General features: G+C 40.1%; 24 protein-coding genes, 1 tRNA gene and 1 pseudogene. 20 read left to right on the top strand and 6 right to left on the bottom strand.

The genetic code is table 11. The features are described from left to right. Nucleotides 1-22: 22 nt before the first annotated feature. The 5 genes from ACLIBG_RS09470 to ACLIBG_RS09490 all read left to right on the top strand — a co-directional run bounded on the left by ACLIBG_RS09470 (nucleotide 23) and on the right by ACLIBG_RS09490 (nucleotide 4,915). A tRNA-Gln gene (locus tag ACLIBG_RS09470) sits at nucleotides 23-97 on the top strand. Between the two features lie 404 nt (nucleotides 98-501). Further along, complete coding sequence (locus ACLIBG_RS09475; protein ID WP_439312520.1) at nucleotides 502-1,797, top strand: hydroxymethylglutaryl-CoA reductase, degradative; 1,296 nt, start codon at nucleotides 502-504, stop codon at nucleotides 1,795-1,797. After that, nucleotides 1,751-2,764 (top strand): mevalonate kinase, encoded by a 1,014-nt coding sequence (gene mvk, locus ACLIBG_RS09480; protein WP_439312521.1) that lies wholly within the window; start codon nucleotides 1,751-1,753, stop codon nucleotides 2,762-2,764. The genes ACLIBG_RS09475 and mvk overlap by 47 nt, the downstream gene beginning before the upstream one ends. Nucleotides 2,765-2,827: 63 nt before the next feature. Continuing rightward, entirely contained in the window at nucleotides 2,828-3,805 is a 978-nt protein-coding gene (mvaD, locus tag ACLIBG_RS09485) for a diphosphomevalonate decarboxylase (RefSeq protein ID WP_439312522.1), read from the top strand. 12 nt (nucleotides 3,806-3,817) lie between these two features. After that, nucleotides 3,818-4,915, top strand: a complete 1,098-nt coding sequence (locus tag ACLIBG_RS09490) for a phosphomevalonate kinase (RefSeq protein ID WP_439312523.1) — start codon at nucleotides 3,818-3,820, stop codon at nucleotides 4,913-4,915. Between the two features lie 239 nt (nucleotides 4,916-5,154). On the opposite strand, the pseudogene ACLIBG_RS09495 reads toward ACLIBG_RS09490, so the two are convergent. Beyond that, nucleotides 5,155-5,232: pseudogene (locus tag ACLIBG_RS09495) on the bottom strand (MerR family DNA-binding transcriptional regulator); the annotation flags it as partial. Between the two features lie 272 nt (nucleotides 5,233-5,504). Between ACLIBG_RS09495 and ACLIBG_RS09500 the strand changes: the two are divergent. Beyond that, nucleotides 5,505-7,145, top strand: coding sequence for a sulfatase-like hydrolase/transferase (locus ACLIBG_RS09500; RefSeq protein ID WP_439312524.1), 1,641 nt, complete (start codon nucleotides 5,505-5,507; stop codon nucleotides 7,143-7,145). 243 nt (nucleotides 7,146-7,388) lie between these two features. Here the strand turns inward: ACLIBG_RS09500 and ACLIBG_RS09505 are convergent, their stop codons facing one another. Then, nucleotides 7,389-7,958 carry a CBO0543 family protein gene (locus ACLIBG_RS09505; protein WP_439312525.1) on the bottom strand — a complete coding sequence of 190 codons (570 nt, stop codon included), beginning with the start codon at nucleotides 7,956-7,958 and terminating at the stop codon, nucleotides 7,389-7,391. 126 nt (nucleotides 7,959-8,084) lie between these two features. Here ACLIBG_RS09505 and rocF point away from each other — a divergent pair, with 126 nt between their 5' ends. The 6 genes from rocF to ACLIBG_RS09535 all read left to right on the top strand — a co-directional run bounded on the left by rocF (nucleotide 8,085) and on the right by ACLIBG_RS09535 (nucleotide 15,163). Then, nucleotides 8,085-8,987 (top strand): arginase, encoded by a 903-nt coding sequence (gene rocF / locus ACLIBG_RS09510; RefSeq protein ID WP_439312526.1) that lies wholly within the window; start codon nucleotides 8,085-8,087, stop codon nucleotides 8,985-8,987. 296 nt (nucleotides 8,988-9,283) lie between these two features. Continuing rightward, on the top strand, nucleotides 9,284-10,105 hold the full coding sequence (gene cdaA / locus ACLIBG_RS09515) for a diadenylate cyclase CdaA (protein ID WP_439312527.1): 822 nt from the start codon (nucleotides 9,284-9,286) through the stop codon (nucleotides 10,103-10,105). Next, complete coding sequence (locus tag ACLIBG_RS09520) at nucleotides 10,098-11,315, top strand: CdaR family protein (protein WP_439312528.1); 1,218 nt, start codon at nucleotides 10,098-10,100, stop codon at nucleotides 11,313-11,315. The genes cdaA and ACLIBG_RS09520 overlap by 8 nt, the downstream gene beginning before the upstream one ends. 96 nt (nucleotides 11,316-11,411) lie before the next feature. Beyond that, nucleotides 11,412-12,758 (top strand): phosphoglucosamine mutase, encoded by a 1,347-nt coding sequence (gene glmM / locus ACLIBG_RS09525; protein ID WP_439312529.1) that lies wholly within the window; start codon nucleotides 11,412-11,414, stop codon nucleotides 12,756-12,758. A 285-nt stretch (nucleotides 12,759-13,043) separates the two neighbouring features. Continuing rightward, nucleotides 13,044-13,727, top strand: coding sequence for a response regulator transcription factor (locus ACLIBG_RS09530; RefSeq protein WP_439312530.1), 684 nt, complete (start codon nucleotides 13,044-13,046; stop codon nucleotides 13,725-13,727). Nucleotides 13,728-13,789: 62 nt separating this feature from the next. Then, on the top strand, nucleotides 13,790-15,163 hold the full coding sequence (locus ACLIBG_RS09535) for an ATP-binding protein (RefSeq protein WP_439312531.1): 1,374 nt from the start codon (nucleotides 13,790-13,792) through the stop codon (nucleotides 15,161-15,163). A 30-nt stretch (nucleotides 15,164-15,193) separates the two neighbouring features. Here ACLIBG_RS09535 and ACLIBG_RS09540 read toward each other — a convergent pair whose 3' ends face one another. After that, the gene (locus tag ACLIBG_RS09540; RefSeq protein ID WP_439312532.1) at nucleotides 15,194-15,775 is read right to left on the bottom strand and encodes a TIGR00730 family Rossman fold protein; all 582 of its coding nucleotides are present in this window, start codon (nucleotides 15,773-15,775) and stop codon (nucleotides 15,194-15,196) included. A gap of 149 nt (nucleotides 15,776-15,924) precedes the next feature. Beyond that, nucleotides 15,925-16,146, bottom strand: a complete 222-nt coding sequence (locus tag ACLIBG_RS09545) for a CDGSH iron-sulfur domain-containing protein (protein ID WP_439312533.1) — start codon at nucleotides 16,144-16,146, stop codon at nucleotides 15,925-15,927. 176 nt (nucleotides 16,147-16,322) lie between these two features. Between ACLIBG_RS09545 and ACLIBG_RS09550 the strand changes: the two genes are divergently transcribed. Both ACLIBG_RS09550 and ACLIBG_RS09555 read left to right on the top strand, forming a co-directional pair. Beyond that, nucleotides 16,323-17,738 carry a glycoside hydrolase family 18 protein gene (locus tag ACLIBG_RS09550; protein WP_439312534.1) on the top strand — a complete coding sequence of 472 codons (1,416 nt, stop codon included), beginning with the start codon at nucleotides 16,323-16,325 and terminating at the stop codon, nucleotides 17,736-17,738. A 298-nt stretch (nucleotides 17,739-18,036) separates the two neighbouring features. Beyond that, on the top strand, nucleotides 18,037-18,630 hold the full coding sequence (locus tag ACLIBG_RS09555; RefSeq protein ID WP_439312535.1) for a lysophospholipid acyltransferase family protein: 594 nt from the start codon (nucleotides 18,037-18,039) through the stop codon (nucleotides 18,628-18,630). Nucleotides 18,631-18,708: 78 nt separating this feature from the next. Here the strand turns inward: ACLIBG_RS09555 and ACLIBG_RS09560 are convergent, their stop codons facing one another. Then, nucleotides 18,709-19,479 carry a DUF3891 family protein gene (locus tag ACLIBG_RS09560; protein WP_439312536.1) on the bottom strand — a complete coding sequence of 257 codons (771 nt, stop codon included), beginning with the start codon at nucleotides 19,477-19,479 and terminating at the stop codon, nucleotides 18,709-18,711. Nucleotides 19,480-19,934: 455 nt separating this feature from the next. Between ACLIBG_RS09560 and ACLIBG_RS09565 the strand changes: the two genes are divergently transcribed. The 3 genes from ACLIBG_RS09565 (at nucleotide 19,935) to ACLIBG_RS09575 (ending at nucleotide 21,595) form a co-directional block, all read left to right on the top strand. After that, nucleotides 19,935-20,897 carry a calcium/sodium antiporter gene (locus ACLIBG_RS09565; protein ID WP_439312537.1) on the top strand — a complete coding sequence of 321 codons (963 nt, stop codon included), beginning with the start codon at nucleotides 19,935-19,937 and terminating at the stop codon, nucleotides 20,895-20,897. 168 nt (nucleotides 20,898-21,065) lie between these two features. Then, a complete protein-coding gene (locus ACLIBG_RS09570; protein WP_439312538.1) occupies nucleotides 21,066-21,293 on the top strand; it encodes a helix-turn-helix transcriptional regulator in 228 nt (75 codons plus the stop codon). A 2-nt stretch (nucleotides 21,294-21,295) separates the two neighbouring features. Further along, entirely contained in the window at nucleotides 21,296-21,595 is a 300-nt protein-coding gene (locus tag ACLIBG_RS09575; RefSeq protein WP_439312539.1) for a hypothetical protein, read from the top strand. Between the two features lie 245 nt (nucleotides 21,596-21,840). On the opposite strand, the gene ACLIBG_RS09580 is transcribed toward ACLIBG_RS09575, so the two are convergent. Continuing rightward, nucleotides 21,841-23,418, bottom strand: a complete 1,578-nt coding sequence (locus ACLIBG_RS09580; RefSeq protein ID WP_439312540.1) for an FMN-binding glutamate synthase family protein — start codon at nucleotides 23,416-23,418, stop codon at nucleotides 21,841-21,843. Between the two features lie 433 nt (nucleotides 23,419-23,851). Between ACLIBG_RS09580 and ACLIBG_RS09585 the strand changes: the two genes are divergently transcribed. The 3 genes from ACLIBG_RS09585 to ACLIBG_RS09595 are packed head-to-tail and all read left to right on the top strand — an operon-like array spanning nucleotide 23,852 to nucleotide 26,492. Beyond that, nucleotides 23,852-24,919: an ABC transporter substrate-binding protein gene (locus ACLIBG_RS09585; RefSeq protein ID WP_439312541.1), complete on the top strand. Its 1,068-nt coding sequence runs from the start codon at nucleotides 23,852-23,854 to the stop codon at nucleotides 24,917-24,919. Nucleotides 24,920-24,924: 5 nt separating this feature from the next. Continuing rightward, nucleotides 24,925-25,695 carry an ABC transporter ATP-binding protein gene (locus tag ACLIBG_RS09590; protein WP_439312542.1) on the top strand — a complete coding sequence of 257 codons (771 nt, stop codon included), beginning with the start codon at nucleotides 24,925-24,927 and terminating at the stop codon, nucleotides 25,693-25,695. A 5-nt stretch (nucleotides 25,696-25,700) separates the two neighbouring features. After that, nucleotides 25,701-26,492: an ABC transporter permease gene (locus ACLIBG_RS09595; protein ID WP_439312543.1), complete on the top strand. Its 792-nt coding sequence runs from the start codon at nucleotides 25,701-25,703 to the stop codon at nucleotides 26,490-26,492. The last annotated feature ends 77 nt before the right edge of the window (nucleotides 26,493-26,569 follow it).

Below are 26,569 nucleotides of genomic sequence, written 5' to 3' on the forward strand. Positions count from 1 at the left end.
TTTGAACGTAATTAATAAACAATGGGCTGTAGCCAAGCGGTAAGGCATCGGGTTTTGATCCCGTGCATCCTAGGTTCGAATCCTAGCAGCCCAGCCAATTAATTTTTTTGAGAAGTTTCGATAATAAGTATTTTTAAAACAAACATATATATTATAAATGTAATCCATTCATATAGAGTTAATTATTTTAAACAAGGTCGTTAGCACGGTACATGACCTTGTTTATTTGCATTTTATACCGTTATTTTTCATAATAGATACAATGAATTTCAATTATTTTTTCATAAAAGCTTTACAAAAAGTGCATTTACGCTAAACTATAATCGCATCCTATTGTATAATAAGGTATATGAGCTGTAATTGATGAACAAATTTTTAAATTATAATTCGTGAACGTATTTTAAATAAATTATTTTTTAATTTGTTTTTGTCCATGTATAATAGACAAAGATATTGACAGGAATATGAGAAGTTGACGTAGTGCAAAAAAGGGTGAATTGTATGAAAACCTCCAGGATACCTGGATTTTACAATATGACAGTAGAAGATAGAAGGAAGACAATTGCAAAGTTGTATGCATTACCTGAGGAGCAAGTGGACTATTTATTTTCTACGGAGCCGTTGAAAACGGGTACCGCCGATAAAATGATCGAGAATGTAATCGGCACGTTTCCACTTCCGCTCGGTCTAGGACTAAATTTTTTAATAAATGATAAAGACTATGCGGTTCCAATGGCAATTGAAGAAGCTTCTGTTGTGGCATCAGCTAGCTATATTGCCAAAATAGCTAGAAGTGCCGGAGGATTCAAAACAGAGGCAACCGAACGGATCATGATCGGACAAATTCAAGTCGTCGGCTGTCCGGATATGCATGCTGCCAAACAGGCCATCTTGAATGAAAAGGCGGAATTACTTGAAGTGGCTAATGCTGCGTATCCGAGTATAGCTGCCAGAGGCGGAGGAGCAGAAGGGCTTGACGTCCGTATTCTAAATGAAAGTTCGGAATCAACATTTTCGCAAATGCTTGTCGTTCATTTGTATGTGGATACATGTGATGCGATGGGGGCTAATATTATAAATACGATGGTGGAAGCATTGGCGCCGACTGTTGAAAAGCTCACAGGCGGGAAGGTATATTTGCGCATTCTTTCCAATTATGCCGATCGATGTCTTGCACGAGCTACATGTTCTATTCCGCCACATTTACTTGAGTCCGAAGGCTTCTCCGGTGAGGAAGTGCGGGATGGTGTTATTCAAGCGTATCAATTTGCTGCATCGGACCCATATCGGGCCGTGACACATAATAAAGGGATTATGAACGGCATTGATCCAATTGTTATTGCAACAGGTAATGACTGGCGTGCGGTGGAAGCAGGAGCACATGCTTATGCAGCTCGAAACGGGCATTATGGGTCGATGACGACATGGTCGGTTGATGAAAAGGGAAATCTCAGAGGGGAATTGGAATTGCCTATGTCAATCGGAACCGTCGGAGGAGCAACACGTGTTCATCCTATGGCGAAATTAGCACTTGATATATTAGGAAATCCATCGGCAAGTGAACTGGCTCAAGTGATGGTTGCTGTTGGACTTGCACAAAACTTGGGAGCGTTAAAGGCCTTGGTAACGGATGGAATTCAAAAAGGTCATATGGCGCTACATTCACGTTCTGTCGCTATTGCGGCGGGAGCTACCGGGGAGATGATAGATATCGTGGCTGAAAAGTTGGTTCAATTAAAGGAAGTCCGTGTTGGAAAAGCCGAGGAAATATTGGTTGGGTGTAAAAATGACTGCTGAAAAAGTAACAACTACCGATAAAATCGCTACGGGCGTTGCACATAGTAAGTTAATACTTGTTGGTGAGCATGCGGTTGTACACGGACAACCAGCCATCGCTATTCCATTTCCACTTGTAGGTGTGGAATCCGTTGTGGAGCACGTGATTGGAACGGTGACCATTGATAGTACTTTTTATCATGGCCCAATTGATTCTGCACCGCCTGCGCTTGCGGGTATCGTTAGTTGTATTAAAGGGACATTGGAATTTTTAAATAAACCTTGTAAGGATTTATTAATACGAATTAAATCATCCATTCCTCCTGGTAAAGGATTGGGTTCAAGTGCATCCGTAGCAGTAGCTGTTATTAAGTCGCTATTCACGTATAACGATGAGGTGTATTCGAATGAACAGCTGCTAAGCTTGGCAAACATTGCGGAGACATATGCGCATGGCGCGCCTAGTGGCATTGATCCACTAACGATCACATCCGATTGTGCGGTTTGGTTCGAAAGAGAAGGATCCATTGATTTTATTCAACCAAAGGAAGACCTTTATTTTATTGTGGCTGACTCGGGAAGAATGGCGGATACACGAACAGCTATTGAATCGGTAACGAGTTTATTGAAGTCGGCACCAAAAAGAATTCATTCAAAAATTGAACGAATTGGAGAAATAACGTATCAAGTGAGAGAAGCACTAGAAAAAGCGAGTAAACATTTATTAGGACAGCTTTTAAATGAAGCACAGAAAGAATTGGAATCGTTAGGTATAAGTGATGCTGGTTTAAATCGCCTCATTTATTATGCGCTACAAGAAGGTGCACTCGGAGCCAAATTGACCGGTGGCGGTAACGGGGGATGTATTATTGCATTGGCTCGTAATGAAGTACATTCTCATCAATTAAAAGAGAAATTGAAACGCTTTGGCGCTCATGCTGTTTGGTCGTTTGCTCTTCGTCAAAAAGATGAACAGGCTTGTAAATAAGCCGAGACGTTGTTTCGGGAGATAGCCAAACAGATGAAAAAGCAGTGTTAAAGGAGAAAAGTCATGAAGGCTACAGCGAGGGCTCACACGAATATAGCTTTAATTAAATATTGGGGCAAACGGGATGAAGAGAAAATTTTGCCGACTAATAATAGTCTATCTTTAACGTTGGACGGGTTTCATACAACGACAACGGTTACTTTTGAGGAAGATTTAACCGAAGATACTTTTGTGTTGGATGAACAACCTGTTACCGGTGAACAATATGAGCGTGTAACGCAATATCTTGACCTTATTCGTACTTATGCGGGCAAGGAAGATCTGTTTGCCGATGTGTATTCTATTAATGCCGTACCTACCGCTGCTGGTTTTGCTTCATCGGCATCAGGTTTTGCTGCGTTGGCAGCTGCAGCTACACGAGCGCTTGATCTGAATGTTACGGATCAGGAGCTTTCGATGTTGACTCGACAAGGCTCGGGTTCTGCTTGTCGTTCCATTTATGGTGGTTTTGCCGAGTGGGAAAAAGGTGAGCGAGCGGATGGTTCGGATTCGTATGCGGTTCCAATCGTTCCGGCGGATTATTGGGATATCCGTGTAGCAGCCGTTGTGCTGTCTGCGGATAAAAAGGATGTATCGAGTCGTGAAGGGATGAAGCGGACAGTCGATACGTCTGTATTTTATCAAGGTTGGCTTGATAACATTCCGAACGATTTAAATGCAATCAAATTGGGAATTAAGGAACGGAACTTTGAACAAGTAGGACAGATCGCGGAAGCCAACTGTTTAAAAATGCATGCTACAACATTAGGTGCACATCCTCCATTTACGTATTGGCATGATACGACAATGGCTGTTATGCAAACGGTCCAAACAATGCGAGCTAACGGCATTCCGGTATATTTTACAATTGATGCTGGTCCTAATGTAAAAGTGCTTTATTTGCCAGAACACGAAGCGCTTGTTGAACAAACATTACGAGAAGCTCCCGGCGTATCCGACGTTGTTTTAAGTCGTGCCGGTAATGGAATATCCTATCTTTAGGAGTTGGACATATTGCCTTATCAATCATTAACGGTAAAAGTGCCCGGGAAATTAATGGTAGCCGGAGAATTCGCTGTTTTGGAACCATACCACGAATTGGTAGTAACTGCAGTCGATCGCTTTGTATATGCAACAATCGACCCCAGGGATACGAATCAATTAACGCTGAAAAACTTCGGAATAAACCAGGTGCCTTGGAATTATCAATATCATAAACTGGATGTCCGTTCAGACGATGAACGGATTCGTTTTGTTGCGGATGCTCTACATACCGTTTTAACATATCTCCATGAAAATAATGTGCAGCCGGATTCATTTGCGCTTACGCTTACAAGTGAGTTGGATGATGCCTCAGGTGTGAAGTATGGACTTGGCTCCAGCGCAGCAGTTGTAACGGCAGTTGTGTCAGCAGTTCTTATGAAATACTTGCCGAATCCTCCATCTGAGTTACTTATTTTCAAATTGGCGGCCGTTGCACACGTTAAAACGCAAGGGAATGGTTCGGGGGCAGATATTGCGGCCTCTGCCTATGGCGGTCTACTGCAATATGCCTCTTTTCAAGCGGAATGGTTAGCAGAGCAATATAAGGAAACACCAGACATAAATACGCTGATTCATAAAGAATGGACGTATTTTTCTGTTAAACGGTTGCGCCTTCCTGACAATATTCACATGTGTATCGGTTGGACAGGCAAGCCCGCATCTACTGCAAAGCTTGTTGACCGGATTTTGCAGCTTAAAACAACGGATGAAAGAGCATACCAAAAGTTTCTTGATAAAAGCCAGACAGCTGTCGATTTATTTTTGCGAGGGGTAAAAGAAAACAATATTCCTCTTTTTATGGAAGGGATTCGGAAAAATAGAGAATCTTTGGCGGCTGTTGGTGAGGCAGCTGATGTAGAAATTGAAACAGCCCAATTAAAAAAATTAAGTGAGTTGGCTGGAGAACATGGCGGCGCGGGAAAACTGTCAGGTGCTGGTGGAGGAGATTGCGGAATTGCCTTTGTCGCATCCGATGAAGCAGCTGAATCGTTAATGAATGCCTGGAAAGAAGCTGATATACGCCCGTTGACAATTAAACCGTATCCACACGGTGCTCGATCTATTTAATATTTCTTTTTATTGGAACGAATATTGCTTTGTTTTGTTGTAATAACATAAAAATTGACACTACATTTAACAGTCCAAATAGCACTTTAAAAAGGAATTTGGATGGCCCCACCCCAAAAGTTAGAGTAAAGATCTGACTTTTGGCGTGCGGCAGCTAATCAGGTTCCTTTTATTATGATTGTATGACTTTTTCCACACTACCCCCATTAACTGCACAATCCTTATTCCTGAATTGCGCCCAAACCTATTTCATCATAATAATCCAATGTACGAACCGTCACGCCAGTTTTTTTTGATAGTTGACCAATAGAATACACTTTTAATCTCCTCCAAATCGTTTATTTCAGTATAAAACAAAACGTAACGTGCGATTCAAGTCCTTAATTAATTTTAAACATCAAAAAGCAATCCCCCTATCAGTCGATATCAGGAGGTTGCTGATGGTAATTCTTATTCAACAATTCGACAATGCACAGGCATTTTCATTATTCCAGAATCGCGCCCTTTTCTGGAATAACCGGGTATACAAACCATGCAAAACTATTTCGTTTTAGTAAGCTATTATACACAATTGAAAGGAGAGATGATTTTGGGTAACCGTAATAACAATTACTCCAAAGAAAAGCCAAATATTTTGGTTGTTCTTGTGGACCAACTCCGTTTTCCTCAAGGAAGCTTCAATCAGTCGCTCCAAGACCAGGCTGCACCGAACCTTGCAAGGCTGCGCAGTGAATCGGTTAGTTTTGATGCACATTACGCCGCAGCAACTGCCTGTTCCCCATCGCGATCCTCACTGTTGACCGGACTTTACTCGCACCAAAACGCCATGTTTCTAACCAATACGGAGGGGTTGGCAGGTTTGCCGCCCACACCGGATCTGAACCCAAATTTCCCCACCTGGGGATCGGTTCTACAGTGTGATTTCGGTTATCGTACCTTCTGGTGGGGTAAGTGGCATCTGTCAAATGATTGTCCCTTAGATAAATATGGATTTCAAAGGGATGCCCTACCGTGTCCGTCACCCAACGGAGCACCTGGACAGGGCTTGGCTAGCGATCCGGATATTTCCGATTTGTTTATCGATTGGCTAGAAGGATATGACGATTCAAAGCCCTGGTGTACGACAGTAAGTCTAGTTAATCCGCACGACGTCCAGTGGTTTCCAAAGTATTCGAAAGAGATACCAGGGGAGAACTCTCCACCAGCGATTCCGCAGTTTCATGCAGGATTGCCAACCAATTTTGAGCAGTGGCCTGATGCATTATTCCGGCAAAATAAACCAACGGCACAGGCGGCATGGGCTCTAATTTGTGATCTGGTTTTTGGGGTTATGCCATACCATGGCCCCAATTTTGAGAAGCTGTGGTATGAGTTACTTGATCTATATTATCTCGCCTCGCAGTATGTCGACGAACAGATTGGGCGGGTGTTGCGAGCATTGGAGCAAAGTGAATACGCTAAAAACACCATTGTGATTTTCACGTCTGACCACGGAGAATACGGCGGTGCAAATGGTCTGCGTGGCAAGGCCTTTGCAGTGTATGAGGGTGGCATTCATGTCCCTTTTTATGTAAAAGATCCTACCGGTCGTTTTGTGCCAACAAGGCAAGCCGACACGTGTCGAAGCGAGCTTACCTCCCATGTCGATATTCTTCCACTGTTGCTTACCATTGCTTCCGGTAGTAACAAGTGGCGCTATCAACCCAAGTACGCCCAATGGGCAGATCGGGCCAATTTAGCCGCGATGCTTAAAGATTCCTGTGCGAAAGGAAGGGATTATATCCTACACACTAGTGATGAGGATATCCCTGAAGAAGGACCAAGAGTCGGTATTCCATATCGTGATGTGCTTGTTTCACAGGTACAGCTACCAAAGCCATTGCCGCCAAGGTCAATCCCAACCCACGTGATTGGTTATCGCACCAAATATTCCAAACTGGGTGTATATAGTCGATGGGCCCCCGGTGGAATCCAAATTGTCCCAGATGGACAGGAGTATGAATTATACGATTATGCGAAGTATGGTATAGACGAAGTGACGAACAATGCCCCCGGCGGCCCCATGCCTGAACCGGAACTATTTTCTGATCTATACAGGGATTTGTTTGATCCCATAAAGGGTGCGCTAGTTACTGAACTGCGGAAGCCCTTGCCGCAGTTCTTACAACCAGTCCAACGGAAGGCGATGGCGGACTACTTGGATTATGAAGCCAAAGTGAAAGGGAGTTAATACTCCAAAACAAGGCTGACAGATGTTCAGCCTTGTTGTCTTCACGCTTGGTTTTAAGTCTTGCAATTCATAGCATTGTTAAAGAAAGGAATAAAGCTTTGATGAATACTGAAGGTATTGTTCAAGTGAAAAAAAGTAAACGACATTATTTAATGTTTTCTCACCTCCTCGATCACACAGCTAACTGTCCCAATTCAGGCGCAAAGTTATTAGGTTATAGCGCTCGATAATTTAATAAACGTTTTATTTATTTTTCTTTTTTTGCAACCAAACAAAAAGAGTTGTAACTAACTTAGATACAATAAAGAATATCATATAAAATAAAAATAAATGAAAGTAATTCACGCCACTAAACATATGGAAAAAATGGAAATTTACCAAGAGTGGTTTTAGTATAAAAGCAAATATTGCTGATAAAAATAAAGAGTATAAATAAATATTCTTTTTATGGTGTAATGTCCATTGATATAACAGCATAAAACTGATTGGAACGAGTGAAGCATCCAGGCTAAAGCTTGGCAAACTTGGTATTAAGTGATAAGGATACTCCCACAGACCAAGTCCAACACCGATGGAATTGGTATAAGAAAACCAGACGTGATAGTTAAGGCCGAAAAAACCGAGGAGCAATATTTTACTTTTATCAATTATAATGAATAACACGATGAGAGGTAAAATTAATATTAGTACTAATGCCCAAAATTGCCACGTTGTAATACTCGAAAAGGATTGCCAATATTCTATTTGATATTCACTTAATTTTTCAGCTTCACCTCTAATTACCTTTAGAAGTTCAAATTGTTGACTCTTCATTCTAAGACCACCCAATAAATATTTATTGGGTATTTTAACCTTTTCACTGTATATTTATGCAAAATATTGTTGAGTTGAGTCACATGCATTCTATTGGGTAAAATAGAGGAAAGGGAGGCGAACGTCATGAAAAACAATATATCGATTATCGGAGTGCCGATGGATTTGGGTCAAAGTCGCAGAGGTGTGGATATGGGGCCCAGTGCAATACGTTATGCAGGAGTTATAGACAGATTGGAGCAATTAAATTATACCGTTAATGATCTTGGGGATGTACCAGTATCGCGACCGGATGTAAAACATAAGGCAGGAGAAGGGAATTTACGCAATCTAACTCAAATTGCCGAGGCTAATAACCATTTGGCTGAAATGGTCGATGCTGAAATAAATAAAGGGACTTTTCCGCTCGTATTCGGAGGCGATCACAGCATTGCGATCGGGAGTTTAGCAGGGATAGCCAAGCATTATGATAATTTGGGCGTTATCTGGTATGATGCGCATGGAGATTTAAATACAGATGAAACATCTCCGTCCGGAAATATTCACGGCATGCCACTTGCTGTCAATCTCGGTTTTGGGCATGAGAAACTAACAAAGATTCTCGGATATTTTCCAAAAGTTAAACCGGAGAACGTAGTAGTTATCGGAGCAAGAGATCTTGACCCGGGCGAAAAGGAATTAATAAAAAAGATAAACCTAAAAGTATATACAATGCATGAAATTGATCGGGTCGGCATGCCTGCGATCATGGAGGAAGCCATTGAGTACTTGAAAGATCGTACCGATGGGGTACACCTCAGTTTGGATTTGGATGGGCTGGATCCGCGGGAAGTTCCGGGGGTAGGAACGCCAGTGTTGGGAGGCATGACTTATCGGGAGAGCCATCTGGCAATGGAGATGCTCCACGAATCAGACATTATTACTTCTGCAGAATTTGTTGAAGTAAACCCGATTCTTGATGAGAAAAACAAAACAGCGACTGTTGCTGTAGCGTTGATGGGATCGCTATTTGGAGAAAAGTTAAAGTAAATACACATAGGCCGCCATACACGACATAACCAGGAAGTAAATAACGACTTTCTGGTTTTATTCTTTAAAATAACCAAACATCGTTTATCCAAGTCATTAATGAATGCTTAAGCGCTTTAATTAATTGGTGAGTATGATATAATACCGAATATACAGTTAAGATTTGACTGTTTTCTACTAGTTTGGTGCATTTTAAATAAATGCATTGGAAATTCGTGGTACTTCAATTCCCTGTGCCTGAACACAACAGTCATCGGAAAAGAATATTGAATTATTAAAGGTAAGGGTGTGAAAACATGCTTGATGGGGGATTTGACTTTTTTAATTTATTGCGAATAGGCGTAGATATTGCTCTCGTCTGGTATGTTTTATATAAATTAATCATGATCGTCCGTGGCACCAAAGCGATTCAACTGTTGAAAGGTATTTTTGTCGTTATCGTTGTTTGGTTGCTCAGCATTATCTTTGATTTGCAAACAATTCAGTGGGTAACAAACCAAGCTATTTTATGGGGTTTTCTTGTTATTATTATTTTGTTTCAGCCTGAACTCCGAAGAGCACTGGAACAATTGGGGAGAGGAAGCCTGTTTACCCGCGGTTCGAAGTCGGAAGAAGAATTGTTGGAAAAGATGATTGATTCTATCGTCAATTCCTGTACATATATGGCTAAAAGACGGATTGGTGCGTTAATCACTATTGAACGGGAAACAGGTGTTGGCGAATATGCCGAAACAGGTATTCATATTAATGGACAGCTGTCCCACCAGTTATTAACGAATATTTTTACACCGAATACCCCATTACATGATGGAGCAGTGATTATTAAGGAAGACACGATTGTAGCAGCTGCTTGTTATTTACCATTATCTGAAAGTGCTTTTATTTCCAAGGAGTTAGGGACTAGGCACAGAGCGGCAGTGGGAGTCAGTGAAGTTACGGATGCCCTAACGATTGTCGTCTCCGAAGAAACCGGGAACATCGCATTTACGAAAAATGGAGAGTTGCGTCGAGAATTAACTGAAGGAGAGCTGCGAAAGCTTTTATTGGACAATTTATCACAAAATATGAAAACCCCTGAAATGAAGTCACGTAAAGAAGGGGGAGAGACAAATGGATAATTGGTTTAAGAGTAAATGGTTTGTCCGTGTTTTATCGTTAGCCTTCGCTATCTCTTTATACGTTTACGTGAGTATTGAAGTGGACACAGGAACAGAAAACTCAAGATTTCCTGGTGTTTCCCAGGAGTCTCAAACTTTGGACAATGTCCCTCTGGAGATCAAAATTGATTCAGACCGGTATGTGGTAAGTGGTGTGCCAGAGTTTGTGACCGTTACACTGGAGGGGCCTAACAGTGTGTTAACACCAACGGCAAGGCAACAAAACTTCACGGTATTTGCCCCGCTGGAAGGGCTTGAAGAAGGCGAACATACGGTAGAAATTGAGTATTCCAATATATCGAACGATCTATCTGTTTATATTGAACCAAAAACGATTGATGTTGTCATAGAAGAGCGTTCTTCCAAGGAATTTCCAATTAATATTGATTTAATCAATGAAGATCAGCTTCCTGTCGGGTATGAACTGGGAGAGCCGACTCTAAAGCCAGATACAGTAACCATTATTAGTTCTAAAAACATTATTGATCAAATCGCCATGGTAAAGGTGTTTGTCGATGTATCAGGACTAACGGAATCGATTAACAACCGGGAATTACCGATAAATATATATGATGGACAAGGAAATGAATTAAATGTCAGAGTAGAACCGGAGAATGCTGTTCTTTCCTTAAGTGTAGATAATCCAAGTAAGCAAGTTCCATTGGAAGTTTCAACGGAAAATGAGTTGCCTGAAGGACTTGAACTTGCTTCGATTGAAGCGGAAATGGAGGAAATCGAAATCTTTTCAACTTCAGAAGTACTAAAAGGACTGGAAAGTGTATCGACAAAAGCGATAGACTTATCGAAAGTGGAGGAATCGGGGACGATTAAAGTACCGCTAGATTTAGGAAGTAATGTTGTCTCCTCCCTCGATGAAGTTGAAGTGACGATTGAATTGGAACAGACAAAAGAACTGGATGATTTGACCATTAATGTCGAAGGAGCTGAAGAAGAGGGCGTTTCTTTTATTAAACCGGACAAGCCCTCGATGAGTGTTACTGCCGTGGGAAATGAAAAAGACGTAAAGGCACTCACGGCAGATGATGTTCAAGTGTCGATTGATGCAAATGGGTTAGTAGAGGGACAGCATGAAGTACCTGTGAACATTAGCGGCCCTGAGCAAGTGGCTTATAGTGGAGAATATGAAGAAGTAACGATCGAAATGAAATGATGTTTATAGAATCCAACACAGTTATTAGTATTGCTAATGTAAAACAAACTGGAACATCGCTCTCATGTTACATATGAAATAAAGGGGAGATATAGTGTGGGAAAATATTTTGGTACAGATGGTATTCGAGGAATAGCCAATGAAGGACTGACTCCGGAACTGGCGTTTAAAGTTGGTCGTTTTAGCGGGTATGTGTTAACGAAAGAGGTTGAGAGACCAAAAATTTTAATTGGACGTGATCCTCGCATATCTGGTCAGATGCTGGAGAATGCACTCATTTCCGGACTTCTTTCCATTGGGGCGGAAGTAATGCGCTTAGGCATCATTTCTACACCAGGAGTTGCTTATTTAACAAGAGCAAATAATGCAGAAATGGGCATCATGATTTCGGCCTCCCACAATCCAGTTGAAGATAACGGAATTAAAATATTTGGATCAGATGGGTTTAAGTTAACAGATGAACAGGAAGAAGAAATTGAACAATTAATGGACGGTACAGACAATTTACCACGACCGATTGGCGCGCATGTTGGTGTCGCAAATGATTATTTTGAAGGCGGTCAGAAGTATCTTTCTTTCTTGAAAGAAACTGTGGACAACGACTTTGAAGATATCCATATTGCACTTGATTGTGCGCATGGGGCGACTTCAAGTTTAGCAACACATTTATTTGCGGATTTGGAAGCGGAGATTGATACGATCGGTTCTTCTCCCGATGGCATAAATATAAATGATGGCTTCGGTTCCACTCATCCTGAAACACTACAAGCCTTTGTTTTGGATAAGAAAGCGGACATTGGCCTTGCTTTTGATGGGGACGGAGATCGATTAATCGCTGTGGATGAAAAAGGAAATATTGTTGACGGGGATCAGATCATGTTTATTTGTGCAAAGTATATGCATGAAAAAGGCTATTTAAAACATGGGACGGTTGTTTCGACAGTAATGAGCAATCTTGGATTTTATCGGGCGTTGGAACGAAATGAGATTAAAAGTGTAAAAACAGCTGTTGGCGATCGATATGTAATGGAAAAAATGCGTCAAGAAGGATACAACCTGGGCGGCGAGCAGTCCGGTCATATTATCTTCTTGGATCATAGCACAAGCGGTGATGGGCTGTTATCTGCATTGCAGCTTGTCGATATTTTAAAAGAAACAGGTAAGCCTTTATCAGAACTGGCAATGGAAATGATCATTTTCCCGCAAGTGTTAAAAAATGTACGCGTAACGGACAAGCAAAAGGCTCTGAATAACACGACCGTTCTTAATGAAGTAGAAAAAGTAGAACAGGAGCTTGGTGATTTAGGCCGTGTCCTCGTGCGTCCATCAGGAACAGAAGCACTTGTACGAGTAATGGTAGAGGCACCAACAAAAGAAGAATGTGAAAAATATGCAGATCAGATTGCAAAAGTAATTGAAGATTTGATTGGACTAAAAGAATAAGGACCAGAAAAACTGTTCTCTGTTGGAGAACAGTTTTTTTGAGAAGTCAGAAAGTATAAAGTTTTGTTCATAGCTGTACAAATGCTTTCGGTGGGGCGAGCATTTATGCGCAGTCCCAGGATATGGCGTTCTAAGCCTGTCAACTCAGCCCCCTCGAGGCCTTAAGCAATAACTCTTCGTGGCAATACGGCCACTACGATTTCTTGCTTAAGCTATGCCTGAGGCTTACCAGGGCGCTTGCGCTTTTCTTAAGGAAAAGCTATCTTTTGCGAGAAGGAGTCTAAGATGTATACTATTTTAGTTGTAGATGATGATCCGAATATTCGCGAATTAGTCGGTTTTTATTTGGCAAGAGAAGGTTATCGTACGGTAGATGCCGTGGACGGAAGCGATGCATTGCAGAAGTTGGAAACCAACAACATACAATTGGCTATTGTTGATATTATGATGCCGAATATCGATGGATACGCACTGTGCAAGCAAATACGTGCTTATTATGATATTCCTATATTGATGCTTACTGCTAAAGCGGAGATTTCCGATAAAGAGAAGGCATATTTGGCCGGAACCGACGATTATGTCGTGAAACCATTTGAACCAAAGGAAATTTTATTCCGTGTAAAAGCATTATTAAGAAGGTTTCAAATGGTAAATGAAGAGAAAATAACTGTCGGCAATTTGATTATTGACCGAAATAACTATGAAATTGATTTCCAAGGAAAGCTCATGGTTCTTCCTTTAAAGGAATTTGAATTACTTGCCCAACTAGCAAGTTATCCCGATCGCACGTTTACAAGGGAACAATTGATAGAACTTGTTTGGGGTTATGATTATGACGGGAATGATCGAACGGTAGACGTTCATATTAAACGATTGCGTGAACGATTCCCCGATCAACAAGCTGGGTTTTTCATTCGTACCATACGTGGATTAGGATACAAGTTAGAATCAAGCGTATCACCATCTTGATTCACCGTTCATCTGTTGTACATATTATTATGTTAACGTAGTCCTTGTTGGGAGGGATAGAGGTGCGAACATTATATGTGCGTATTATCGTCACAACGATGGGGATTATGGTCGTAAGTGCGATAATTGCGTTTATCGTAACAAACGTTTATTATCAGCATTATTTAAAGCCAGTCAATGATCAAAAAGTGACCCAAATTGCACAAAGCATCGTTTCGGTATTTGAGGAAAATGAAAATGAAAAGCTCGATACTTATTTGCAGTCGATGGCCGACTTAGGTTATCAATTTTATGTTGTTGACCAAGACGGGAACGATAGAGTTTTTGGCAAGGAATTCCGTTCTTATGAATTGGAATCCCGTAAAATTGAAACGGTTTTGGCAGGCGAAGTTTATCATGGTATTTCCAATTTTGCTTGGAAGCCATTTGTTACCGGATTTTTTGATAATGAGGTGAAAAATACGATCGGAGTTCCGATTCAAGCTGACGGTGAAGTGCAAGCGTTGTTTGTCCGACCGAATACGTTAAAACAATTTGGTGAAATGCGCCAATTTTTGGCGGTTATGCTTGTTTTAATGTTGTTATTTAGTTTTTTGTTCGTATTATGGAGTACGCGGCATATTATAAAGCCGATCAGACAATTGACAAGAGCAACACGAAAAATTGCGGCCGGAAATTACCATATAAAACTGAATGAGAAGCGTAGGGATGAGATAGGAAGGCTAGCAAATGATTTCACAAAAATGAGCGACAGCTTGAGTAGGATTGAGGAGAAGAGGCAGGAGTTTGTGTCGAATGTTTCTCACGAAATCCAATCGCCTTTAACATCCATCCAAGGATTTTCCCGAGCGTTGCAGGAGGATCACTTGGCAGAAGATGAGCGACAACGGTATGTTTCCATTATTGAAAGGGAAAGCAAAAGGTTGTCATTGTTGAGTAAACAACTATTAACGTTATCTTATTTGGATCGAATTGAAAATTACGAAAAAGTAACTTTCGATTTATATAGACAACTAAGAGAAGTTGTTACAGCGACAGAATGGCATTGGCGGGAAAAGGAAATAGCGGTCGTATTGGATATACCTTCCACGATGATTAAAGCGGATCCGAAGCTACTTTATCAAGTATGGATGAATTTAATAACAAATGCTGTTCGCTATACGCCAGCAGGAGGCACGATTACAATTACAATGACTGAAACCAAATCAGTTATTGATGTATTTATTGAAGATACTGGTGTCGGCATTGCAGCTGAAGATTTGACACAAATATTTGAACGTTTTTATAAAGTTGATAAAGCAAGAACCCGAACAGAAACGAGCACTGGACTGGGGCTGTCCATAACGAAAAAAATAATTGAGCTGCATGGCGGAACGATTGTAGCAGAAAGTACGCTTGGTCAAGGTTCCGCGTTTCAAGTTACCTTACCAAAATAAGGGGAAACAGTCGGATGAATGAAGGTCAGACTAGATCTGATCCTCATTCATATATGTTTTAATAGCAGGTGGTTTATAGGAATGAAATTTTTCAATCAATTTCGCAGGGTCTTCATCGACAAGAGCGAGATGACGGTGTCTTTCCTGCATAAACTTCTCCGTATACATATGGTCAAGAAAAGCAATGAGCGGATCAAAAAAGTGGTTTGCATTTAGTAGGCCTATCGGCTTTTGATGAACGCCCAACTGTGCCCATGTAAAAATCTCCGCAAATTCCTCCAATGTCCCGGCTCCACCCGGCAATGCAATAAATCCATCTGCCAGATCTGCCATTTTCGCTTTCCGACTATGCATAGAATCAACGATATGTAGTTCTGTTAGCTCCAAGTTGGAAATTTCCCTTTCCTCAAGCATTTGAGGGATTACACCAATCGCCTGCCCCCCGGCTTGAAGGACGGTATCAGCCACAGTACCCATTAACCCGACGCTTGCACCACCGTAAACAAGGGTAATTTCCTGTTTTACCAGCTCTTTTCCCAGTTGTATTGCAGCCTCTTTATACGTGGAAGACGCTCCCATACTTGAACCGCAAAATACAGTGATTCGCTTCATTTAATACCCCTCCGTGCATGTAGTAAGTACATAAAACTATTTGTCCTATTCAATCATTATATCGTATAACAAGGTGAAAGGGGAAGGTAGGTTGTTTCCAACTTATCGTCCCCTTTCCAATGGTCAGAATCTACGTGCGCTCAGGCAGTCTAAACTTCGATCATAACATCATCTTTAGCTCGTGGTGCGCTATTGAAATCAATTTCTTCGTGCGTACCATCGCAGTAAGGCTTATCATCAGAATATCCGCAACGGCATAACGAAACAGTCCGTTCCTCATTAAATGTGTTCCCTTCTTCATCCACAATATCAAAGGAACCGGTAATACGGTATGGACCATGATCAGTTACTTTAATTTTCGTGTTCGCCAAAATGGTCACCTCCTGCTTTATTAGTGTAGCCTTCTTAGATAGACACATGCGTAGCATTTTTTACCTTTACAAGAACCATACGAAAAATTGAACATCATATTTTTGGACTTTTATAACAAGTTCTCTACGCGTGAATAGAATAGCTGTAGATTATCAGAAAAATAGGAGGAAATAAAATGCAGATTCATGTCGTTAAGCAGGGAGAGACATTATGGCAGATTGCCAATGGTTATGGTGTTTCTGTGAGTCAAGTTGTTTTACTTAATCAATTGGACGATCCAAATGTATTGGTAGTTGGGCAAACAATTGTGGTACCGGATCCAGATCGGGAATATGTTGTGCAGCCAAATGATACATTGGTTTCGATTGCTCAAGCATATCGTGTGCGAATGGAAGATATTATCGCTGCAAATAATATAACAAACCCAAATGTAATTCGTGTCGGAGAATTACTAAAAATGCCTTATCGGTTCCATACAGTTTTGCCTGGCCAGACGTTATGGCTAATTTCACAAAAGTACAGGGTGCCCATTGAGGTCATCAGTCAAGCGAACAATATTGCTGACCCTTCTCTTATTTATCAAGGGCAATCGTTGCTTATTCCCTTTCAGAAAAATCCTCAAACCGAAGTAAATGCGTATACAACGCAAGTTAATGAACAAGGAAGGCAGGAAGTATCAGCGCTAGGGAGAAACTTCACGTATTTATCGCCTTTTATGTACAGTATGAAGCCGGATGGAACATTGACGAGCATGCAGGAAGGTAACTTGCTGGAAGCTGCAAGAGCTCAAAATATAATGCCGCTGCTCGTATTAACTAATTTTAGCGATGATGGTTTTGATTCGGATTTGGCGGCTACTATTTTACGAAGTCCGGAATTACAAGAAAAGCTAATTACAAATATACTAAATAAAATAAGAGAAAAAGGGTATCGCGGACTGAACATTGACTTTGAATATGTTTATCCAGAAGATCGGGAAAACTACAACAATTTTTTGCGTCGAGTTGTTGCCAGGTTGCGGCCAGAAGGGTATACCGTATCTACCGCACTTGCTCCAAAAGAAAGTGCTGAACAAGAAGGATTGCTGTATGAAGCACATGATTATGCGGCACATGGGGAGATTGTTGATTTTGTCGTGCTTATGACCTATGAATGGGGCTGGGCTGGTGGAAGACCCTGGGCAATCGCTCCGATAAATAAAGTGCGTGATATTCTTGATTATGCCGTTCAAGTCATTCCTAGGGACAAAATTTTAATGGGGATGCCCCTTTATGGAAGGGACTGGAATATACCTTGGGTTGAAGGAACAATTGCTCGTACGATAAGCCCGAAAGAAGCGGTGCAGCTGGCGGAAAAATATGGAGTGGCCATTGAATATGATTCAACATATCAATCACCCTTTTTCCGGTATGTAGATGAATCCGGTCAGCAGCACGAGGTCTGGTTTGAGGATGCTCGCAGTGTACAAGTGAAATATGAACTTATTAAACAATATGGTCTGCGCGGTGCCAGTTATTGGGTACTCGGAAATCCATTTCCACAAAATTGGCCAGTGTTACAGCATAATTTTCATGTGAAAAAACAACGCTAAATTTGTCGAGACATGGACTGTAATTGTTTTAGTAAAACGATATAATAATTAGGATAAAACAACAGACCGTGAATGATAATCCGTTATTCAATGGTCTGTTTGTGCTTGCGTTGTCCTAAAGCAGCAACTTTTCTAAAACGTAAAAGCTCTTTTCTGTGTTAAAATAAGGCTTAGCGATTTAGTCGAAAGATGGGGAAAGTATTAAATAAATATGATAATGAATGTTATTATTCATATCAGGTCATAGGACTTTGTGGTAAAGTAAAGAAGGACAAAAAAGATAACAGAAGGTGATCAAATGTATTATTTTGCGGGCTATTTACTTAAAATATTTCTAAGTTTATTCGGCGTTATTAAAGTTTATCAAAAAGAAAATATTCCACGATCAGGTGGATATGTTATTGCATGTACACATACTGGTTGGGTAGATATATTATGGCTTGGCGTCTCTCTTCTGCCGATTAAAATACATTATATGGCAAAAAAAGAGTTGTTTCAAAATAGATTATTGAAATGGTTAATGAACAGTTTGCACGCTTTTCCGGTTGACCGAGAAAACCCCGGACCGAGCACGATAAAAATCCCCCGGAAGCTATTAAAAGAGGGAGAAGTGGTCGGTATATTTCCAAGTGGAACAAGAACGAGTGATGAGGTTCCTTTAAAAAGGGGTGCGGTGACGATCGCAAGCACGGCAAAAGTTCCGCTCATCCCTGTAGCGTATACCGGTCCGAATAACTTCAGTGATTTATTCAAACGAACCAAACCTAAAATCATTTACGGCGAACCGATATACATATCAAAAGACTTGCCAAAAAAAGAAGGGTTGGAAAAAATGGCAAACGATTTAAACGATGCTTTTTTCGACTTGAAAGAAGAGCTTAACAATAAATAATATACGCTTTGGCCATTGAATAGAAGTATAGAAAGACCGTGTGTGCAGACAATCCAAAATACCTCTAGTTGTTTACACTTATTTTTCGGACTGCATGAAAAAGACTGCTTTTTTGATAGGTGTTGCAGTATAAGCTTCCTTTAATCCATTCTTGGAGATCGTATTTTTATTTAAAATTTTATATTCCAATGGGATTGCAATTTGTTCTTTAAACGGAAATGGAGCAAGCGTAATGGTGTTTTCATTTTGCCAATGAAGGTTCATCCGTTCGGCGCCTCTCATTTGAAATACAGGTGATAGAGGAAATCCATCCTTAAAAAAGGCATGCTCTTTTTCCTTTGTTGTACCAGGTTCGTTTAAGCAAATATACAGAGATAAATTGTCACAAATTTTAAGTAGTTCAGCATGTAGGGAAAATAAATGGCTGTTAAAGGAATTGATTTGCTCGATTAGTCGCTGTTGGCGCTTCTCTTCTTGAAGCACAAAATTTTGTGCTTCAATCGAGTCAACATTTTGCATAAACCGCCGGTAGTGTTCGCTACATAAAAGAGCCGCATAGCGATCCTTTTTTTCAACCGTGTCAATTCCGTGAGTATATAAAATAGCTTTGGCCGGATCGGGAAAATCAACAAAAGTATAAGGTTGGTTTTTCCGGTCATTCCAAAACGGCTGATTGTCAAATGCTTTCCAACCGCAATCATGTTGACGGATTGCATGTAATACGGAATCTTTCCATTGTATTCCGGGGAAAAAGCGTTCCTCCCAGTGAACTGCTAACAATCCCGATAGCTGCGCATGATGATGTTGGTCAATCATAATAAAGTGATCAGCATGTTCCCGAACAATCATTTTTACACTATCCTTTCGATTAAAGCTTTCCGAAAAAGTACCAGAAGGTTGTAACAATGTTAAGCAGCTTTGATATCCGGTATATTATCCATAATCTCTGCATCGTAAAATTTAAAGTAAGCAACTTTTATATTTCGAACAGAGCAGCTTGATGAATAGTAGTAGGAGAAGGACTCATCATTTCCAACTGTCCATCCGTCAGCTCATATCATTTACCATCCTCGATAGAGGCGTAATCGTTATAAGTAAATTATAGATTCCCGTAAGGTTTGCTTTTGTTTGGTCGGTTTATTATTGTCCAATCAGAATACTCCCTTCCTAATAAACTAATAGTATCACGATATCGGAATATTCTCTACTATATGAAAGGATGGACGATGTTGTATGATGAAGCGACTGAATGGGTATGAATAAAAAGGAACCGTTAAAAAAACAAAGTAGAGGTAGAAGCACTTATGGATTATTTATTTCTTATCATCGGTTTTGGTTTGCTAATAAAAGGAGCGGATTTTTTTGTGGATGGCTCATCCAATATAGCCCGATTATTGCGTGTCCCCCCTATGATCATTGGACTCACAATTGTGGCCCTCGGTACAAGTTCACCGGAAGCGACAGTTAGCATTATTGCTTCATTAAACGAAAGTTCCGGCGTTTCCTTAGGGAATGTCGTCGGCAGTAATATTTTTAATCTGACACTTGTTATTGGAATAACCGCTTATTTGGCTCCATTGAGTGTGGAAGATGAAACTGTTCGAAAGGAAATCCCTTTTACATTATTGGCAAGTGCAGCATTATTAGTCTTAATTAGTGATGTATTCCTGCAGGGAACGCCGGAAAATGTGATTACACGAAGCGATGGATTTGTCTTTTTGTTGTTTTTCATTGTTTTCATGTATTACGCATTTGAAGTTGCCCGAAAAAGTAGAGGAGACAAGGAAGACAAGGAAACATCCGAAGATATTTCATGGGTAAAAAATCTCATCTTTACGGTTTTAGGACTTGCAGGTATCATTTATGGAGGACAATTGGTTGTAACGAACAGTACGGAAATTGCCTACGGACTTGGTATGAGTGAAACATTGGTCGGGTTAACAGTTGTTTCTTTTGGAACATCCCTTCCTGAACTAGTTACATCAATTACTGCGGCACTGAAGAAAGAAGGCGGGATTGCATTAGGCAATATTGTCGGTAGTAACATATTCAATATTTTGTTTGTACTTGGGACAGCATCAGCCGTATCCCCTTTACTCATTACTGATACGGACGTATTTATCGATATTGTTATTATGATGGTCCTAACTGTTATTCTGTTAATTTTCTCCCGAACACAATATAAAGTGAAGAAAGCAGAAGGAGTTATCCTAGTCCTATTTTACCTCGCCTATTTAACATATATCATTTTGCGTAATTATCTCTAACCCTCTATCCCACAGCTATATATGTGGGATTTTTAATTTTTGTCGGATTCCACCAGGAAGTTCGGGCTTAATACGCATTTATGTAAACTATTTTTAACTATATGTTAAAAATAGTTTACTTTTTGTAAAAAATAAGTTACTATTATGTGTGGAGGAGGCGTCGTAAAAATGTCACCAAAAAGGGATGGGGTTTTGCGTAATCGACTGGCAGTTTTGCGGGCAGAAAAGAAGTGGTCGCAAAAGGTTGTTGCTGAAAAGGTAGGGGTTAGCAGACAAACAATTATTTCGTTGGAAAGTAACCGATATAATCCATCTTTGAAGTTGGCTTTTGAAATTGCTTATATCTTTGATAAAGAGATTGGTGAAGTATTTCAATATGATAAGGGGGATTTTTAATTATGGATGCAGTTATGCTTATTGGATTTATGTTAATTATTTTGTTTATTGTTTCTTTAGTCATAAGCTGGAAGTTCCAGTATCGTGCAGAAGGGAAAGATGAACGCGGTAAACAGATATTGAATACTGCTTATACGGCCGCATTTCCTGTCTTTCCGATCGGTTGGCTTCTTATCACGCTATATGATGATTTTGTAGCAGCAGTTCCTTTTCCTATTTATAAAAAGCTCATGTGGATTTTAGTTTTACTTGGATTTATTGTTCATGGCGCAGTGATTTATTTTTTGAAGAAGAGGTGGTGAGATAACGGTTTAGAATCCATCCTAACTGGAAAATGCGCGCTTGTTTGTAGCTGAGTCAAAAGTGCGCGGGGTAAATAAGGTAAACTTAGTATGTGGTTGGCATCTCATTTTTCCTTGACTGCAATGTGTGATGAAAAACCTTTAATCATAAATAACCGTATTTTAATGTGTCCTAACCAAACAAAAAACGCTATGACTCTATTAGAGATAGCGTTTCAATGCAGGTGTAGCTGTTGCGATAAAAACTAGCCTATATACCTATGGGAGTTTATTTTTGTAACTTTATTAAACCGATCTTTATATACAATATGTTCGCGTGAAAACTTCCTTGGGGAATCAACTCCTGCAACAGCAGCCATTTCAAAGATGCCTTGCCTTAATGAAACTAAATAATTACAAACACGATACTTTTTCTCTTCAATACTTAATCCTTTTTGTAATTTCGGATCTGTTGTTGCGACTCCAACAGGGCATTTATTCGTATGACAAACCTGGGCCATAATACAACCAACACTTAACATAAAACCACGTGCAATATTTATCATATCTGCCCCAAGTGCTAGCGCCATAGCAATTTTATCAGGTGTCAATAATTTTCCGGAAGCGATAATATGCGTCCGCTCGCGTAGATCGTATTTTTTTAACATATCGTCAAGTAATGGTAATGCTGCAAATGCAGGTAAACCAACAGATTCTGCTAGTTCATAATATGTGGCGCCCGTACCCCCTTCACCGCCGTCAATCGTAATAAAATCAGGGACAATATTTGTTTCCTTCATCGTTTTCACAAATTCCTCCACTTGTGACTCATCACCGATGACAATTTTTGTACCTACGGGCTTGCCGCCAACATCTCGCATTCTATCAACAAACTCTAGTAAACCTTTCACATCATTAAATTCGTGAAATCGATTTGGACTATTAATTGTTTTCCAAGGTTCTACATTTCGAATGGATGCAATTTCAGGAGTTACCTTTTCACCTTCGACATGTCCGCCGCGTTGCTTGGCACCTTGTGCTAGTTTCAATTCAAATGCCTTCACCTGCTTCATGTTGCTTTTTTCTTTAAAGGCTTCCCAGGAAAACGCACCATCTATCGTACGAACGCCGAATAAACCAGAACTCACCTGCATAATAATGTCGACATCACCTTCCAAGTGATATGGTGAGACACTTCCTTCTCCCGTATTCATCCATGTACCACCTGCTAAGCCAAGCCCTTTCGATAAAGCAGTAATTGCATGGTCTCCTAGTGAACCAAAACTCATCGCAGATTGCCCAATAAGTCCTTTAATTTTAAATGGCTCTCTTACGGTGTCTTTGCCAAGTACAATTGCTTCCTCCTCTGGTAAATAAAATGGATCTAATACATGAGCTTCCGTATGTTCTTTCCGAGTAAGTAATCTTTCATTATCAATATGATATAACCGTGTATTTATTTTTGGGAATTGCTCTATTTTCATTTCTTCTCTTTTTTTCGGGAACATATGATTGACAATGTATAATCCCTCTTCATTAAAAGAACGCTCCGAACCAAATCCAATCATTCGGTTATTATATTTTGCCGATTTATATACATATTCGAATTCAATTCGGTTAAAGGGCTTCCCTTCTCTATTGTTATTAAAAAAGTACTGTCGAAATTCCGGGCCGGCCTTTTCTGAAATATAACGAATCTTTCCCAATACAGGAAAATTCCTCAATATAGAATGTTGAATTTGTTTTACATCTTGAAAATAAATCCGCAAAAATATATATAGCGGAACTATAATAATCAAGCCGATAATAATGATAATCGTAATAAGCAGACCTTCTTCAAACAAAAGAATCACTCCTTTTTTGTTATTTTCTTATAATTGTATATGCTAGCACACGATTCTTCTACCATATCGCAGTATTTTTTTAAAAAGATAAGAATGTATATAATTTTGAGCATAGCTGTCTAGCTTAAGCGCCCATCCCCTCGAGGTCTTAAGCAATAACTCTTCGTGGCAAAAATCGCCACTACGATTTCTTGCTTAAGCTTGTCGGGGCTGACCAGGGCGCTTGCGCTTTTCTTAATGGAATGACTAGAAGGGTGTCTACCCGAAGAAATACATTTTAAAACTAAGCAAAATTAACATTTTGAATGTATGGAGAATTTTGTCCAATTATGCTATTCTAGAGAGCGTATGTTAATCGTTAAATTTGTTAACTTGTACTAGTTTAACGTTTCTAATAATCTGAATAATTTAATAGAAATGTGGGGGAAATAACGTGAGAAAGAAAAATCTGTTATTACTCATTACTTTGTTCATTTTGGCATTTGGACTTGTTGCCTGTGGACAAAATGATGAGAGTGAAGAAGAGACAAGCAATGATAATAATAAAGAAGCAGATAGTGAATTAACTGCTGTAGATATAGGGATGTTGAAATTAACGAGCTCCGCACCATTATTCCTAGCGATCGAAAAAGGTTTTTTCGAAGAGGAAGGGCTTGACGTAAATGTGGAATGGTTTGAAGCAGCTCAACCGATTTCAGTTGCAACAGCAGGCGGAGATGTCGATGTTGGTGCTACAGGTATTACGGCAAGTTTGTACAACATGGTTGCTGGTGGCGAGGAATTAGTTATTGTTGCAGATAAAGGCAGAGAGCAGGAAGGGTATTCTTCGACTGCTTTACTCGTTCCTGATGATTCAGACGTAGAGAGTGTAGAAGAGTTGAAAGGGAAAAGAATCGGGATTACACAGACTGGTTCAACGTATCATTATATGACCGGCAGATTGCTGGAAGAGAATGGATTGTCTGCAGATGACGTGGAACTAGTTCCATTAAACAGTATTCCGGGATTGATGGAGACGCTCGAAAGTAAACAAGTAGATGCCGTTCTTTTAAATGAACCAAACATTACTAGAGTACTTGATGAGGGATATGGGAAAGTAGTGGCCCAAGTAGGTGACGCATTTGATTATCAAATTTCCGGTATTTTCTTTTCAAAATCATTTGTAAAAGAGGAAGAAACAGCCGAAAAATTCTTGAAAGCATATGCGAAAGCTACTCGTTACTACTATGATGCGGTATTAACAAAAGAAGACGGAGAACTTGTTAAAGGCGAAAACTTTGATGAAGTCGTCAACATTATTGCGGATTACACGGATCAGGAGCCGGAAATAATTGCACAAGGACTGCCATATATGGATCGTGATGGCAAGCTGTTAGCAGAAGATATTCAAACACAAATTGATTGGTATGTAAAAGAAGACTTGTTGGAGCAGGAATTGGATGCAAGCAAAATTGTCAATACGGAATTATTGGATGAAGCGTTAAACGAACTTGGGAAGTGATTTCAGTGAAAATAGTCATTGAAAACGTTGGAAAGACGTTTAAAGATACGAAAAAGAAAGAAGTAACCGCATTGGAGAACATCAACTTCTCCATTAACCAACAGGAATTTGTCGTATTAGTTGGGCCGAGCGGATGCGGTAAATCGACCCTTTTAAATATCGTCGGAGGCCTTATGTCTCCGACGGAAGGGTCTGTTTATTTTAAAGGCATGGACAAGCAACAGCCAAACCTCGGAATTGTATTCCAGGAGATTGCGTTGTTTCCATGGCGTACTGTATTTAAAAATGTTGTGTATGGGCTGGAAGAGCAAGGGTTAAGTAAAAAGGAACAAAAAGAACGCGGACAGCATTATATTGATATGGTAGGGCTGACAGGCTTTGAGAATGCATATCCGAAGCAACTGTCTGGCGGAATGAAGCAACGTGCAGGTATTGCAAGAGCACTCGCCATCAATCCGGACTTGTTATTAATGGATGAACCTTTTTCAGCACTCGATGCCCAAACACGAACACTAATGCAGGAAGAGTTATTGACGATTTGGAATCGAACAAAATTAAGTACGTTGTATGTTACCCATAATATTCAAGAAGCTGTTTATTTGGCAGATCGTGTCATTGTTTTGTCGCGTCATCCCGGGAAAATAAAAAGCATTATTGATATCGACTTGCCGAAAACAGGTAGAGGCGAAGAACAATATCGCATGCAATTTGAACAATATGCGGATGACATTTGGCAATTAATTCGCCACGATGCAGCCGAAGCGTTAAAGGAGTAATGGAGATGAGCAATAAGAAACAAATGATTACAAATCGTGTCGCTTTTATGGAAAAAAAAGTGCCTGTGTATGCTTCATTCATGGGAATTATCGGTATTCTTCTCATTTGGGAGCTAATAACAAGGCTGAATATTGTATCTCCATTATTTTTACCTGCTCCTTCTGCGATCATAACAACTGGCTGGGACATGATTTTAACGGGTGAAATCTATAAAAATCTGTCTGCGAGTTTATATCGTATCGTCGTTGGTTATGCTATTGGAGCATTTTTTGGTATTTTCCTTGGGCTTATTCTTGGGTTTTCCAAATGGGCGGACGCCATCGGAACTCCGGTTGTCTATTCCATTTATCCAATTCCAAAAATTGCTCTTTTACCATTATTTATTTTATGGCTTGGTATCGGAGAATTATCAAAGGTAACGATCATCGCTTTAGGGGTGTTTTTCCCGGTTGTTATTAATACATTTTCCGGTGTTAAAAATGTTGATCCAATGCTTATGAAAGCAGCAGTTACATTCGGGTCTAGTCCTGTCAACGTTATTCGGAAAGTTGTCTTGCCCGGATCGCTTCCAATGATTTTTGCCGGCTTGAAGCTTGCTGCGGGAACATCGCTTTTGTTATTAGTCTCTGCGGAAATGATTGCAGCGGAAAGCGGTATTGGTTCTATGGTACTGCATTACGGGAATTTAATGATTACGACGAAACTAATGGTTGGCGTGCTAGTCTTATCTATATTAGGTCTAACATTTAACAGAGGATTGCAGTGGCTTGAGAATAAACTGCTGCCGTGGAAATAGGTATACCCTGATAGGTTAGTAACTTGATATCATTTCAAGCTGCTGGCCTTTTTTGTTACGTGCTAAATGGTATTAGA

Source organism: Virgibacillus sp. W0181 (assembly GCF_051846915.1).
Taxonomy (GTDB): Bacteria; Bacillota; Bacilli; order Bacillales; family Amphibacillaceae; genus JBPYCR01.

What these genes read in the sequence shown, in the direction of transcription:
- ACLIBG_RS09475 (WP_439312520.1), top strand. Translation starts at nt 502, where the DNA reads ATGAAAACCTCCAGGATACCTGGATTTTACAATATGACAGTAGAAGAT.
- mvaD (WP_439312522.1), top strand. Translation starts at nt 2,828, where the DNA reads ATGAAGGCTACAGCGAGGGCTCACACGAATATAGCTTTAATTAAATAT.
- ACLIBG_RS09505 (WP_439312525.1), bottom strand. Translation starts at nt 7,958, where the DNA reads ATGAAGAGTCAACAATTTGAACTTCTAAAGGTAATTAGAGGTGAAGCT.
- rocF (WP_439312526.1), top strand. Translation starts at nt 8,085, where the DNA reads ATGAAAAACAATATATCGATTATCGGAGTGCCGATGGATTTGGGTCAA.
- cdaA (WP_439312527.1), top strand. Translation starts at nt 9,284, where the DNA reads ATGCTTGATGGGGGATTTGACTTTTTTAATTTATTGCGAATAGGCGTA.
- ACLIBG_RS09520 (WP_439312528.1), top strand. Translation starts at nt 10,098, where the DNA reads ATGGATAATTGGTTTAAGAGTAAATGGTTTGTCCGTGTTTTATCGTTA.
- ACLIBG_RS09530 (WP_439312530.1), top strand. Translation starts at nt 13,044, where the DNA reads ATGTATACTATTTTAGTTGTAGATGATGATCCGAATATTCGCGAATTA.
- ACLIBG_RS09540 (WP_439312532.1), bottom strand. Translation starts at nt 15,775, where the DNA reads ATGAAGCGAATCACTGTATTTTGCGGTTCAAGTATGGGAGCGTCTTCC.
- ACLIBG_RS09550 (WP_439312534.1), top strand. Translation starts at nt 16,323, where the DNA reads ATGCAGATTCATGTCGTTAAGCAGGGAGAGACATTATGGCAGATTGCC.
- ACLIBG_RS09555 (WP_439312535.1), top strand. Translation starts at nt 18,037, where the DNA reads ATGTATTATTTTGCGGGCTATTTACTTAAAATATTTCTAAGTTTATTC.
- ACLIBG_RS09560 (WP_439312536.1), bottom strand. Translation starts at nt 19,479, where the DNA reads ATGATTGTTCGGGAACATGCTGATCACTTTATTATGATTGACCAACAT.
- ACLIBG_RS09565 (WP_439312537.1), top strand. Translation starts at nt 19,935, where the DNA reads ATGGATTATTTATTTCTTATCATCGGTTTTGGTTTGCTAATAAAAGGA.
- ACLIBG_RS09570 (WP_439312538.1), top strand. Translation starts at nt 21,066, where the DNA reads ATGTCACCAAAAAGGGATGGGGTTTTGCGTAATCGACTGGCAGTTTTG.
- ACLIBG_RS09575 (WP_439312539.1), top strand. Translation starts at nt 21,296, where the DNA reads ATGGATGCAGTTATGCTTATTGGATTTATGTTAATTATTTTGTTTATT.
- ACLIBG_RS09595 (WP_439312543.1), top strand. Translation starts at nt 25,701, where the DNA reads ATGAGCAATAAGAAACAAATGATTACAAATCGTGTCGCTTTTATGGAA.